We start from the raw sequence: 12,453 nt of genomic DNA on the forward strand, positions 1-12,453 counted from the left end.
ACGCTTCCCATCACAAACGACCCAAACAACCTGAAAAACCCCCATGACACATCCAAAAACATGGGGTCACAGAGGTTCTAAAAACTATACCACGGTCTAAGGGAGGAGGTTAAAGACACGTTGATTCGGTTTTATTTAGCTTCTTCCAAGAACACACAGAGAACCATGTACCCTTCGTAACCAGAGCTGGTCACCATGTGGATCAGGAATCGCGTTCATTTCCACAACCTCTTCTTCCTGAGATACTTCATCACCAAAAGGATTCAGGAAGCTGCCAACAGGTGAAACAAGAGGTTTTTTTCTCTTTTTTATCAATCAGATCACCTCCAGATAAATAAGGAAGTGGAGAAATTATAGCTTCTAAAAAAAGCTATACACTATTAAATGCTCGTCCGCGGCATTCGGTATGTGTTATTATCACAGAATATGTAAAATAAATACTGAAAAAAGGTGAATGCTAGAAATAGATGAGGAGTGTGTGCAATGAGCTTTCATGGACAGCAAGTCTTACCGGCAGCCAGGAAGATGAAGGATTTTGAGAAGCTTTTGAAAAGTAAATATACATACATCGTTTGTTTGGATACACATATCAGTCAGCTGAAGTTTATGATCGCGATGGCGAACGAAAGAAACAAGAAGGTGCTGGTTCACCTTGATTTGATCAACGGATTAAAAGCAAATGAATACGCGGTAGACTTTTTAGCTCAGGAAATGAAGCCGGCTGGCATAATATCAACACGCTCCAATTGCATCATTCGTGCAAAAAAGAGGAACATGATCGCCGTTCAGCGTTTATTTTTATTAGACTCATTAGCACTAGAAACAAGTTATAAAGTCATTGAACGTGCTCAGCCAGACTATTTAGAGGTTTTGCCTGGCATCATGCCGGAAATCATACAAGAAGTAATGAAACAGGCGGGTATACCCGTAATTGCTGGTGGATTAATTCGTACAAAAATGAACGTAAAAGAAGCTCTTGATGCAGGTGCAGAAGCGGTAACAACATCAAACCCAGAACTGTGGATTTAATGTTCTTGTGAAATAACGTTTGACAACGTTTACATCCTTGCTATAATAGAGACAAGTTAATAAACGTGACGGAGAACATGGAGATCCACAAGGGTTACTTATAGGACAACTATAGGTATCTTTTGCTGGGTCTTTTTTGTTTGAAATCCGCACATTAACAGCGATTGTCAAACTAGGGGAGGTATTAGAATGTCAACATTTACAGCAGAACTTATAGGCACAATGATTTTAATCATTTTTGGCGGGGGCGTTGTTGCAAACGTTTCCTTGAATAAATCGAAGGCTCAAGGTGGAGGCTGGATCGTCGTTGCGCTTGCTTGGGGACTTGCAGTTGCGATGGCAGTATACGCTGTCGGAAGCTTTAGCGGTGCACACCTTAACCCGGCGGTTACACTCGGACTCGCATCAATCGGTGAATTTGCCTGGGCGGATGTGCCAGCGTATATAATTGCTCAAGTTCTTGGCGGTATGCTTGGCGGGATGGTTGTTTATTTTCACTTTCTGCCGCATTGGAAAGCGACCGATGATCCAGCGGCTAAGCTAGGAGTCTTCTCAACAGACCCTGCCATTCCCCATACGTTTTCGAATCTATTATCAGAATTTATTGGAACCGCTGTTTTACTAGTAGGATTATTGTCAATCGGAGCGAATAAATTTTCAGACGGATTAAATCCTTTGATCGTTGGATTTCTAATCGTGGCGATCGGATTATCGCTTGGTGGACCAACAGGATACGCAATCAATCCTGCGCGTGATCTTGGTCCCAGAATTGCGCACTTTCTTCTGCCGATTCCAGGGAAAGGCGGATCCAATTGGACGTATTCTTGGATCCCGGTCGTAGGACCAGTTCTTGGTGGTGTGTTTGGCTCTTTATTTTATCAGGCAGTCTTTACTGGAAAAGTGACAACGCTTTTTTGGATCTGGACAGTCGTTTCACTGGCCGTTTTCGCCATCACGTTCTTCTTAGGAAACAAAGGCACACAAGCATTGCCACATGGAAACGAAATAGAAAACTAAATCATAAACATTTGGGAGGGCTTACTTATGGAAAAGAAATATATTATTGCACTTGATCAAGGAACAACAAGCTCAAGAGCAATCCTTTTTAATAAAGCAGGAGAGGTTGTTGATCTTTCGCAGAAAGAATTCAAACAGCACTTTCCGAAGCCAGGCTGGGTAGAACATGATGCACAAGAAATCTGGGGCACCATCTTAGCCGTTATTGCGGAAGTTTTATCAAAAACAGACACAGATCCGAGTGAGATTGCTTCAATCGGAATCACGAATCAGCGTGAAACAACAGTTGTGTGGGATAAGAACACCGGAGTACCTATTCACAAAGCCATCGTATGGCAATCCCGCCAAACCGCTGAGATCTGTGATGAGCTAAAACAACAAGGATTGAACGACAAGTTCCGTGATAAAACAGGACTTTTAATCGACGCGTATTTTTCAGGAACAAAAGTTAAATGGATTCTTGATAACGTAGAGGGTGCGAGAGAAAAAGCAGAGAACGGCGACCTTTTATTCGGAACGATCGACACGTGGCTGATCTGGAAGCTCACAGGCGGGAAGGCACATGTTACGGATTATTCCAACGCTTCACGCACGCTCATGTATAACATTTACGATCTAAAATGGGATGATGAGCTGCTCGAAATTTTAGGAGTTCCGAAGTCCATGCTTCCAGAAGTAAAATCATCTTCAGAAGTATACGGCGAAACGATCGACTATCACTTTTTCGGTAAAAACATTCCGATCGCAGGGGTCGCGGGAGACCAGCAGGCCGCACTCTTCGGACAAGCATGTTTTGAAAAAGGAATGGCAAAAAACACGTACGGTACAGGCTGCTTTATGCTCATGAACACAGGCGAAAAAGCCGTTAAATCAGAGCATGGCCTATTAACAACCATTGCATGGGGAATCGATGGGAAAGTAGAATATGCGCTAGAAGGAAGTATTTTTGTAGCGGGTTCAGCGATTCAATGGCTGCGCGACGGACTTCGCATGCTGAAGAATGCAGCAGACAGTGAAGCTTATGCAGAGCGCGTTGCTTCTACAGATGGTGTTTATGTTGTGCCTGCCTTCGTTGGCCTCGGTACTCCTTACTGGGATTCTGAAGCACGCGGCGCGATCTTTGGACTGACGCGCGGTACAGAAAAAGAACATTTTATCCGTGCTACACTCGAGTCGTTAGCCTATCAAACAAGAGATGTGCTAACAGCGATGGAAGCAGATTCAGGCATCGAGCTTAAAAAGTTGCGCGTAGATGGCGGAGCAGTGAAGAATAATTTCTTAATGCAGTTCCAGAGCGATATTTTAAACGTGCCTGTTGAGCGTCCAGAAATCAATGAAACGACAGCGCTCGGTGCGGCTTATCTTGCAGGGCTCGCTGTTGGGTTCTGGGGCGATCGCGAAGAAATTGCAGATAAGTGGAAAGTGGACAAAGACTTTGACGTAAACATGAAAGAGGAAGAGCGTACAGAGCTTTATGACGGCTGGAAAAAAGCAGTTGAAGCAACGATTGCGTATAAACCGAAAGCATAACCCTTTAAAAACTCGCAAAACTGCGCTATACTAAAAACAAGTTGATATTGAACCGGTTGGAGATCAGGAGAGACCACAAAACCTCGTACAGAAGATGCGGGGTTCTTGTGGTCTTTTTTTGCGTGCTAAAAACACTGTAATGCAGGAAAACGTGTGTTGCAGGAGCAAATTGCGGGAAAACTACCCGTATCATCTACATGTCCATCGGTTCTGTACAGAAGGAGTGAAGAGAAAATGACAGCAGCATTTTCAACATATAACAGAGAAGATATTATCGGTAATATGAAAAAAGAGAAGCTGGATCTGCTCGTAATCGGAGGCGGGGTAACAGGAGCGGGAATTCTTTTAGACGCGCAAACACGCGGAATGAAAGTAGGACTTGTAGAGATGCAAGACTTCGCTGCCGGAACGTCGAGCCGATCCACAAAGCTCGTGCATGGAGGACTTCGTTACCTAAAGCAATTTGAAGTAAAGCTCGTTGCTGAAGTAGGTAAAGAGCGTGCAATCGTGTACGAAAACGCTCCGCACGTAACAACACCAGAGTGGATGCTTCTTCCGTTCTATAAAGGCGGCACATTTGGAAAATTCTCAACGTCGATCGGACTAAAAGTGTACGATTTCTTAGCAGGTGTTAAACGCAAAGAACGGAGAAAAATGTTTTCAGCTGAAGAGACTTTGCGTCGTGAACCCCTATTAAAAAAGAAAGACCTGCTTGGCGGGGGCTATTATGTAGAATACAAAACAGATGACGCTCGTCTGACGCTTGAAATCATGAAAGAAGCCGTAGAACGCGGTGCATCAGCCGTCAACTACGCAAAGGTTACAAGCTTTATCTATAACGGAAAAAGAGCTGTCGGTGTAAAAGTTGAAGACCAGCTTACGGGTGAAGTTCACGAGATCTACGCAAAAAAAATTGTGAACGCAACTGGTCCTTGGGTAGACGAACTTCGTGAAGAAGATCGTTCTAAAACAGGAAAAGAAATTCATCATACGAAGGGGATCCACCTTGTAATCGATGGATCAAAGTTCCCGCTCAAGCAAGCGGTGTATTACGACACAGAAGATGGCCGAATGGTTTTTGCCATTCCACGTGCAGGCAAAACGTATGTAGGAACGACGGATACCGATTATAAAGGAGACCTAGCAAATCCGGGGATGACAGAGGAAGACCTCGAGTATGTTCTGAAAACCATTCACTTCATGTTCCCAGATGTGAAGATCACACGCGATGATGTAGAATCTTCTTGGTCAGGACTGCGTCCGTTGATACATGAACCGAAAAAAGGGCCTTCCGAAATTTCTCGTAAAGATGAAGTGTTCCACTCGCCATCAGGATTGTTGACGATCGCAGGCGGAAAGCTTACGGGTTACCGAAAGATGGCTGAAAAAGTAGTAGATATTGTCCGCGACCAGCTTGGGGAAGAAGAAGGTGCGAAATTCCCAGGTTGCCGTACACAGCAAATGGAATTATCCGGTGGTAAGATGGGCGGAAGCGAAAACTTTGGAGATTTCCTGCGTACCAAAGTGCAAGAAGGTTTAGCGCTTGGGTTGGATGATGCAAAGGCTCGCGAACTTGTTCAGCGTTATGGAACGAACATTGACGTGGTGTATGGATTCTTGAAGGAGCGCGGTGAAGAGGCGAAGAACTACAACTTGCCGAGAAGTTTGTATGCTTCATTACTCTACGCATTAGAGTACGAGATGGCTTCTACACCATCAGACTTCTTAATCCGCCGTACGTCCGCTTTATACTTTGACATCGACACCGTTTATAAGTGGAAAGACAGTGTGATCAATTGCATGGCAGATAAATTAGGCTGGGACGCAGAGCAAAAACGTGATCATGCAGAACAGTTTGAAGAGCAGATAAGATTGTCGGTAGAGGCGATCTAATAAGGTAAAGTGAGGGCATTCCGCTTGTTTTGTGAGCGGGATGCCTTTTTTGCAGGTGGGGGGTATTTGAGGTATAAAGCAAGTCAGAAAAATGTCGAGGATTGTAGACTCGTGGATAAATGGACAAAATTTTTGGATTCAAGCCATAAACTCGTGGATTGAACGCTGTTTTTCGTGGATTGGACCTTATAATTTGTTGATTGAGTTGTCGCAATACCCACCACCGTATTGCGAAAGGACAGTTTCGCTCACCAAAATGGTCCCTATTTAAGCTAAAACAAAAGGATGCTCCCATGCAAAACGGGGAGCATCCTTAATTTTTAATAAAAGTTGATCGCGATAAGTAGTCTGATGGATATTTTTGCAGCAAAAAGTGCAAAAATAGATTGATTTCATATGGAACTTCATCAAAATTATCATCATCAGATTTTCGCAACGTTTCTACTAACTCAAAAAAGTGTATTTTATCAGATTCATCTGCCGATTTCTTGAAATAACCCCAAACATGCTCGAGAGTGTTGCATAAAGCACGCCTATCAAAAGGCTTCTTCTTCAAATCGGCAATCATCACCATGATCTCATGGTAATCGGCATCAGTTTCAGCATCTCTCATTAAATGTTGAACCTCTTTATAAAAGTTATAGCCTTTTGCCATCACCGTGTACTTTTCACTTGCCCAAAGCAATTCGGTCTCTTTTTTCAGGTGGTTCACATCCTTTGTATATCGAAATATGATTAAATAAAGATGTACAGAGCAAGTGCAATAATGGATACGAGTATGACAACTGCATAAATAGCAGTCAATCGAATCAAGTTTTGTTTTGTTGAGCTGCCGTATTTTTCGTCCTGCGTTCTAGAAATCATGATCGTACCGACTAGACCGGCGATCGAGATCACAACGATCAAGAAATAAGCGATCCACCATATATCCATTTCAAATCTCCCCTTTTCCCTATCATACAGCTAACTTTCTATACGCTACATGCAAAAAATTTACAGGATTATGAACATTTCTATAGAAAAATAAGAAGGAGACAATTATATAGTAGAGATTCCATATGTGAAGAAGCACATCGACACAAAATATGGAATTTGCTATAATTAAAGCGGTTACAGAATTTATAAAATTCTGAAGATTAGGGGGTAGTCAGAATGGATTTTTATCATCTGTATCAAAACAATTACCTCATTGTGGCTGTATTTTTATTCTTAGGGGTCCTGTTGCCGGTGGTCGCATTGACTGCAGGCCGTTTGTTGCGTCCTTATAAACCATCAGCAGAAAAATACACCACGTACGAAAGCGGAATCGAGCCTTTTCACCAAAGCTGGGTTCAATACAATGTCCGCTATTATTTGTTTGGGCTTATGTTTGTTATTTTTGATGTTGAAACCGTATTTCTATATCCGTGGGCCGTTGCCTATGAAGAGCTAGGTGTGTTTGCCCTGATCGAGATGGGAATTTTCGTTGTTCTTTTAACGTTAGGTCTTGTATACGCTTGGAAAAAGAAGGTGCTTAAATGGACATAAAATGGGAGCTTACGGCTGAAGAACGCGCCGAACTAGATCGTAACGTATTCATGGTAACACTTGAACAAGTAAAAGCATGGGCCAGAAGCAACTCGCTATGGCCATTAACCTTTGGACTCGCTTGCTGCGCCATTGAGATGATGGGTACAGGATCGTCACATTATGACCTAGACCGATTTGGAAGCATCTTTCGGACGTCACCGCGTCAATCCGATGTGATGATCGTTTCTGGAACGGTAACGAAAAAGATGGCACCTGTACTAAAAAGATTGTATGAGCAGATGCCGGAACCGAAATGGGTCATTGCGATGGGGTCGTGCGCAACAGCTGGCGGGCCATACATCAAATCCTATGCGGTTGTAAAAGGTGTCGATCAAATCGTGCCTGTGGATGTGTACATACCAGGATGTCCACCTAACCCTGCTGCACTCATTTATGGCATCAACAAGCTTCAGGAAAAGATCCGTTTTGAAGCGAAGACCGGCAAGAAGGTGATGAGCGAATGACAGATAAGCAAAATGAATCCAACGAAGGATTATCAATAGAAGAACAAAAAAAGAAAGCAGCAGCTGAAGCGAAAGCAAAAGCACTTGAGCTCGCAAAACAGCGTCAGGCTGAAAAAGCGAAACCTGTGGAATCGGCAGAACAACCAACAGCCGAACTAGAATTAACAAAAGAAGAGCTGAAGAAAAAAGCAGCCGCTGAAGCGAAAGCAAAAGCACTTGAGCTCGCAAAACAGCGTCAAGCTGAAAAAGCGAAAGCTGCCGAAACGGCAGAACCAACGACAACAGAACCAGAATTAACAAAAGAAGAGCAGAAGAAAAAAGCGGCCGCTGAAGCGAAGGCAAAAGCACTGGAGCTCGCAAAACAACGTCAAGCTGAAAAAGCAGCAGAACCATCAGACACAACAGACGAAACTTCTGATGACCTAGCTAAACAAAAAGCACTCGCAGCCGCAAAAGCGAAGGCTGCCGCAGCAGCGAAAGCCAAAGCAGCAGCTGCCGCTAAAGCAAAACTAGCTAGAGAAGCAGGTGGCGACACTTCAGCACAACCCGCATCAGATGATGAAAAAGCGAAAGCTGCTGCAAAAGCAAAGGCAGCAGCCGCAGCGAAGGCAAAAGCAGCTGCCGCTGCCAAAGCAAAAGCTTTAAGAGAAGCGGGAGGAGATGCACCGTCTGAAACACCTGCAGGCGACGACGAAAAAGCAAAAGCGATTGCAGCCGCGAAAGCCAAAGCCGCTGCAGCAGCAAAAGCACGTGCCGCCGCAAATGCAAAAGGAGCTGCAGCTGAACCTGCTGCAGAAGAAAAACCATCACCAAACCAACCAATCCTCGATACCTACATAAAAGTCATCAAAGAACATCTAGGAGAAGATGTACTAGAAGATTCCTATATTAATAGGCTGTCTAAAGACGTGCCTACCTTAGTTGCAAAACCCGATACCTATTACAAAATCGCTGAGTTTTTAAAACATAACGATCAGCTTCGTTTTGACTATCTTTCAGAAATGCATGGCACAGATTTCGAAACACACTTTGAAGTATATAACCATCTGTATTCGTACGTGAATCGCCAGTCCGTCGCACTTAAAGTGAAAATAGACAGAACAAGTGCTACTACCCACTCTATTACCCCGTTATGGGAAGGTGCAAACTGGCCAGAGCGTGAAACATTTGACCTATTAGGTATTCATTTTGAGGGCCATCCGAACTTATCGCGCATCATGCTTCCAGATGATTGGGTAGGTCATCCGCTTAGAAAAGATTACGAACCGCATGACGTGGAGGTGTAGACATTGATCAGAACAGAAGAGATGCTCCTCAACGTTGGACCTCAGCATCCGAGTACACACGGCGTGTTCCGGATCGTGCTGAAAATTGACGGAGAAACCATCATCGAAGCAACACCGGTTATCGGCTACCTCCATAGAGGTACGGAAAAGCTAGCGGAAAACCTTCAGTATACCCAGATCATTCCGTACACCGACCGAATGGATTACCTAGCGGCTATGACAAACAACTATGTGATCTGTCACGCGGTTGAAACGATGATGAGCCTTGAGATTCCTGAACGAGCGGAGTATTTGCGTGTAATCGTGATGGAGCTCGGCCGAATTGCGAGCCATCTCGTATGGTTCGGTACCTATCTCTTGGATATTGGGGCGATGAGTCCTTTCCTATATGCTTTTCGTGAACGTGAAGCGATCATCAATATGTTGAACGAGATTTGCGGAGCACGCCTTACGTTTAACTACATGCGTGTAGGCGGTGTGAAATGGGATGCGCCAGATGGCTGGATCGAGAAGGTCCGAGATTTTGTTCCGTATATGAGAGAAGAGCTCGCAGGTTATCACGACCTTGTTACAGGAAACGAAATTTTCTTAAACCGTGTAAAAGGAATCGGTTTTTACACAAAAGAAGAAGCACTGAACTATAGTTTGAGCGGAGCAAACTTAAGATGCACGGGTACCAATTGGGATCTAAGAAAAGATGAACCCTATTCCATCTATGAACGATTCGATTTTGATATTCCGGTCTTTCATACTGGTGATGCATGGGCGCGCTATCAGTGCCGCATGCAGGAAATTGAAGAATCACTCAAGATTTTAGAACAAGCGGTGGAACAGTTTCCGGCAGAAGGTCCAGTGATGGCAAAAGTGCCAAGGATCATCAAGCCACCTAAAGGAGAAGCGTTTGTACGTATTGAGTCTCCACGTGGAGAAATCGGATGCTATATTGCATCAGAAGGAAAAAAAGAACCTTACCGCCTAAAGTTCCGCAGGCCCTCTTTTTATAACCTTCAGATTCTGCCAAAGCTTTTAGTCGGTGAAAACATCTCCAACTTGATTACCATCTTAGGCGGGATTGATATTGTTCTCGGGGAGGTTGATGGCTGATGGAGGATCTTTTATACGCCCAGCCAGGCTGGACACATGTGGCCATTTTCTTTGCGCTCGGTGCAGCACTGCTCATGACCGTGCTAGGCTTCGTAACATACGCGATCTTAGCAGAGCGAAAAGTGCTCGGATTTATGCAGATGCGCACAGGACCGAACCGGGTTGGAGGACGATTTGGACTTCTTCAGACCGTTGCTGATGTTTTTAAACTTTTAATAAAAGAAGATACGATCCCGAAGCTTGCTGACCGACCGCTCTTCATATTGGCGCCGGTTATCGCGTTCGCGCCAGCGTTCATGGTGCTCGCGACGATTCCGTTCTCGGAAAATTTGCAGTTTGCTGACCTTAGTGTCGGCCTTCTGTATTACGTGGCTGTTTCAGGGCTCTCAACGATCGGCATCTTGATGGGCGGCTGGGCATCTAATAATAAGTACTCGCTGCTTGGCGGCATGCGTGCTGCAGCGCAGATGATTTCATACGAAATTCCGCTTGTCATCTCGGTAGTCGGGGTTATCCTATTTGCCGGAAGCCTGAACTTAAACGACATCGTGAGAGGACAAGAAAATATCGCATACATCTTTTTAACGCCGATCGGATTTTTCGTATTCTTGATCTCCTCGATCGCCGAGTTAAACCGTACGCCGTTCGACTTGCCAGAAGCAGAGTCAGAGCTCGTTGCCGGTTATCACGTTGAGTACTCAGGGTTTCGCTGGGCGTTCTTCATGCTAACAGAGTATGTGTATCTGTTTGCGATGGCGTCGCTCACAACCGTTCTGTTCCTAGGAGGCTGGAACCCGATTCCGTTTTTAGGTTTCATACCAGGAGCCTTGTGGTTTGGCGTTAAATTTAGCATCGTCGTGTTTTTCATGATCTGGATTCGCGGAACTCTTCCGCGCCTCCGCGCCGATCAGCTGATGGGCTTCGCCTGGAAAGTCCTGCTGCCGCTAGCCTTGCTGAACATTTTCGTAAGTGCAGCAGTTAAGGAACTTTTCTTATAAAACGGTCTTTAGATATTGCTTACTATATAAAGGTAAAGGTGATTGAGGCAAATTTCCTTACAATCAAGGTTTTGTCTATAACTTCATTGACTAGTTGATTGGAGTGCAAGGTGCGAGACTCCTGCGGGACTGGCGGTCAGGTGAGACACTTAAGAGTGAAACGTCCGAATGTGGCTCACCGCCTGCCCCGCGGAAAGCGAGCACCTGGAGCGGAGATCAACACTTTCACAAACGACAAAGCACAATCACTTTAAAAATGTTTTTACAACAAATAAAGCTCAATCAATAGAAAGACCAACGCATAAGGAGCGTGATCTCAGGATGAAAGGTCTTGTAAAAGGTTTAAGCTATACGGTCAAAAACCTGACAAAGCAAAACGTCACGACAAGCTATCCAGACGTGCCAATCCAGATGCCTGACCGTTTCCGAGGCATCCAAAAGTTTTACCCAGAAAAGTGTATCGTGTGCAACCAATGCGCACAGATCTGCCCGACCGACTGCATCCAGTTAACAGGGAAGCCACATCCTGATCCTGCAAAAAAAGGGAAAATCATCGATACGTACGACATTAATTTTGAAATCTGCATCTTGTGCGATTTGTGTACAGAAGTTTGTCCGACTGAAGCGATCGTCATGACCAATCAGTTTGAGCTTGCGGAATACAGCCGGGATGAGCTTTTCAAAAACCTCGAGTGGCTCGATGAAAACGATGAGAATGTCAGAAAGGAGAACAAAGCATGACCGGTGAAATGATCGCTTTTTTCTTTCTTGCCCTAACAGCCATTGCCGGCGGTGTTCTTCTTATTAACCTAACAAATGTCGTACACATGGTTGTTGCCCTTATCTTTACGTTTATTGCCATTGCCGGTATTTACGTTACACTATCGGCCGAGTTCGTTGCCGTCGTACAAGTGCTCATTTATTCAGGAGCGATTACGATTATCATGCTGTTCGGAATCATGCTGACCCGTCACCAGGAAAAAGAAAAGAAGCTCCCTCGTTTAAAGGTCATCTTAACAGGGCTTGCGATTGGTCTTTTCTTTCTGATCATGTACGGCAAGATCAAAGACCTTGATTTTGGACAGCAGAACGCAGAACTTCATATCGATAACACGAAAAAGATCGGGATCGAACTGTATTCTCATTATGTTATTCCGTTTGAGCTAACATCTGTGCTGCTGCTCGTCGCATTGATTGGTTCGATTATCCTTGCCAAACGGGATGACGATGAAAAGGAGGCAAAAAAATGAGCTCTATTCCATTAGCAGCTTACTTGATGCTTGCCTTGATCCTTTTTTGCATCGGCTTGTTTGGTGCACTAACAAAGCGAAATGCGGTAATTGTACTCATTTCTATTGAATTGATGCTGAATGCCGTAAATATAAACTTGGTTGCTTTTGCTAAATACTCAATCAACCCTGGGCTTACTGGTCAAATTTTCTCGCTGTTTACCATAACGGTGGCCGCAGCAGAAGCGGCAGTCGGACTTGCGATTCTCATTGCACTATACCGCAACAGACAGACGGTAAATGTGGATGAGATGGACACGATGAAGCGATAAGG

At 44.5% G+C, this 12,453-nt stretch carries 16 protein-coding genes; 13 read left to right on the forward strand and 3 right to left on the reverse strand.

What is annotated here, in order from left to right; all coding sequences use genetic code 11:
- Positions 1-135 precede the first annotated feature (135 nt).
- Entirely contained in the window at positions 136-315 is a 180-nt protein-coding gene (locus AWM68_RS17410; protein WP_066244786.1) for a hypothetical protein, read from the reverse strand.
- Positions 316-483: 168 nt separating this feature from the next.
- Here AWM68_RS17410 and AWM68_RS17415 point away from each other — a divergent pair, with 168 nt between their 5' ends.
- From AWM68_RS17415 to AWM68_RS17430, 4 genes are all read left to right on the forward strand, one after another.
- The gene (locus AWM68_RS17415) at positions 484-1,029 is read left to right on the forward strand and encodes a glycerol-3-phosphate responsive antiterminator (RefSeq protein ID WP_066244787.1); all 546 of its coding nucleotides are present in this window, start codon (positions 484-486) and stop codon (positions 1,027-1,029) included.
- Between the two features lie 189 nt (positions 1,030-1,218).
- Positions 1,219-2,046 carry an MIP/aquaporin family protein gene (locus AWM68_RS17420; protein WP_066244788.1) on the forward strand — a complete coding sequence of 276 codons (828 nt, stop codon included), beginning with the start codon at positions 1,219-1,221 and terminating at the stop codon, positions 2,044-2,046.
- Between the two features lie 27 nt (positions 2,047-2,073).
- Positions 2,074-3,576, forward strand: a complete 1,503-nt coding sequence (gene glpK / locus AWM68_RS17425) for a glycerol kinase GlpK (protein ID WP_066244790.1) — start codon at positions 2,074-2,076, stop codon at positions 3,574-3,576.
- A gap of 234 nt (positions 3,577-3,810) precedes the next feature.
- Positions 3,811-5,469 (forward strand): glycerol-3-phosphate dehydrogenase/oxidase, encoded by a 1,659-nt coding sequence (locus AWM68_RS17430; RefSeq protein WP_066244791.1) that lies wholly within the window; start codon positions 3,811-3,813, stop codon positions 5,467-5,469.
- A gap of 313 nt (positions 5,470-5,782) precedes the next feature.
- Here the strand turns inward: AWM68_RS17430 and AWM68_RS17435 are convergent, their stop codons facing one another.
- Together AWM68_RS17435 and AWM68_RS17440 are read right to left on the reverse strand one after the other, a co-directional pair.
- Positions 5,783-6,154 (reverse strand): DUF1722 domain-containing protein, encoded by a 372-nt coding sequence (locus tag AWM68_RS17435; protein WP_066244795.1) that lies wholly within the window; start codon positions 6,152-6,154, stop codon positions 5,783-5,785.
- 50 nt (positions 6,155-6,204) lie between these two features.
- A complete protein-coding gene (locus AWM68_RS17440; RefSeq protein WP_066244797.1) occupies positions 6,205-6,402 on the reverse strand; it encodes a hypothetical protein in 198 nt (65 codons plus the stop codon).
- Between the two features lie 219 nt (positions 6,403-6,621).
- On the opposite strand from AWM68_RS17440, the gene AWM68_RS17445 reads away from it, so the two are divergent.
- The 9 genes from AWM68_RS17445 (at position 6,622) to nuoK (ending at position 12,451) form a co-directional block, all read left to right on the forward strand.
- Entirely contained in the window at positions 6,622-6,996 is a 375-nt protein-coding gene (locus AWM68_RS17445) for an NADH-quinone oxidoreductase subunit A (protein WP_066244799.1), read from the forward strand.
- The gene (locus tag AWM68_RS17450; RefSeq protein WP_066244801.1) at positions 6,987-7,502 is read left to right on the forward strand and encodes a NuoB/complex I 20 kDa subunit family protein; all 516 of its coding nucleotides are present in this window, start codon (positions 6,987-6,989) and stop codon (positions 7,500-7,502) included. The genes AWM68_RS17445 and AWM68_RS17450 overlap by 10 nt, the downstream gene beginning before the upstream one ends.
- On the forward strand, positions 7,499-8,788 hold the full coding sequence (locus AWM68_RS17455; protein ID WP_066244802.1) for an NADH-quinone oxidoreductase subunit C: 1,290 nt from the start codon (positions 7,499-7,501) through the stop codon (positions 8,786-8,788). Before AWM68_RS17450 ends, AWM68_RS17455 begins: the two co-directional genes overlap by 4 nt.
- Positions 8,789-8,791: 3 nt before the next feature.
- Complete coding sequence (locus tag AWM68_RS17460) at positions 8,792-9,892, forward strand: NADH-quinone oxidoreductase subunit D (RefSeq protein ID WP_066244804.1); 1,101 nt, start codon at positions 8,792-8,794, stop codon at positions 9,890-9,892.
- A complete protein-coding gene (gene nuoH / locus AWM68_RS17465) occupies positions 9,889-10,890 on the forward strand; it encodes an NADH-quinone oxidoreductase subunit NuoH (protein WP_066244806.1) in 1,002 nt (333 codons plus the stop codon). The genes AWM68_RS17460 and nuoH overlap by 4 nt, the downstream gene beginning before the upstream one ends.
- 110 nt (positions 10,891-11,000) lie before the next feature.
- Entirely contained in the window at positions 11,001-11,144 is a 144-nt protein-coding gene (locus AWM68_RS21550; RefSeq protein WP_156488443.1) for a hypothetical protein, read from the forward strand.
- A gap of 67 nt (positions 11,145-11,211) precedes the next feature.
- Complete coding sequence (nuoI, locus tag AWM68_RS17470) at positions 11,212-11,631, forward strand: NADH-quinone oxidoreductase subunit NuoI (RefSeq protein ID WP_066244809.1); 420 nt, start codon at positions 11,212-11,214, stop codon at positions 11,629-11,631.
- The gene (locus AWM68_RS17475; protein ID WP_066244810.1) at positions 11,628-12,140 is read left to right on the forward strand and encodes an NADH-quinone oxidoreductase subunit J; all 513 of its coding nucleotides are present in this window, start codon (positions 11,628-11,630) and stop codon (positions 12,138-12,140) included. Before nuoI ends, AWM68_RS17475 begins: the two co-directional genes overlap by 4 nt.
- Positions 12,137-12,451, forward strand: coding sequence for an NADH-quinone oxidoreductase subunit NuoK (nuoK, locus tag AWM68_RS17480; RefSeq protein ID WP_066244812.1), 315 nt, complete (start codon positions 12,137-12,139; stop codon positions 12,449-12,451). The genes AWM68_RS17475 and nuoK overlap by 4 nt, the downstream gene beginning before the upstream one ends.
- Positions 12,452-12,453 lie beyond the last annotated feature (2 nt).

The organism is Fictibacillus phosphorivorans (assembly GCF_001619875.1).
GTDB lineage: Bacteria > Bacillota > Bacilli > Bacillales > Fictibacillaceae > Fictibacillus > Fictibacillus phosphorivorans_B.

Coding starts and splice junctions, on each gene's coding strand:
- AWM68_RS17415 (WP_066244787.1), top strand. CDS start 484: ATGAGCTTTCATGGACAGCAAGTCTTACCGGCAGCCAGGAAGATGAAG.
- AWM68_RS17420 (WP_066244788.1), top strand. CDS start 1,219: ATGTCAACATTTACAGCAGAACTTATAGGCACAATGATTTTAATCATT.
- glpK (WP_066244790.1), top strand. CDS start 2,074: ATGGAAAAGAAATATATTATTGCACTTGATCAAGGAACAACAAGCTCA.
- AWM68_RS17430 (WP_066244791.1), top strand. CDS start 3,811: ATGACAGCAGCATTTTCAACATATAACAGAGAAGATATTATCGGTAAT.
- AWM68_RS17440 (WP_066244797.1), bottom strand. CDS start 6,402: ATGGATATATGGTGGATCGCTTATTTCTTGATCGTTGTGATCTCGATC.
- AWM68_RS17445 (WP_066244799.1), top strand. CDS start 6,622: ATGGATTTTTATCATCTGTATCAAAACAATTACCTCATTGTGGCTGTA.
- AWM68_RS17450 (WP_066244801.1), top strand. CDS start 6,987: ATGGACATAAAATGGGAGCTTACGGCTGAAGAACGCGCCGAACTAGAT.
- AWM68_RS17455 (WP_066244802.1), top strand. CDS start 7,499: ATGACAGATAAGCAAAATGAATCCAACGAAGGATTATCAATAGAAGAA.
- nuoI (WP_066244809.1), top strand. CDS start 11,212: ATGAAAGGTCTTGTAAAAGGTTTAAGCTATACGGTCAAAAACCTGACA.
- AWM68_RS17475 (WP_066244810.1), top strand. CDS start 11,628: ATGACCGGTGAAATGATCGCTTTTTTCTTTCTTGCCCTAACAGCCATT.
- nuoK (WP_066244812.1), top strand. CDS start 12,137: ATGAGCTCTATTCCATTAGCAGCTTACTTGATGCTTGCCTTGATCCTT.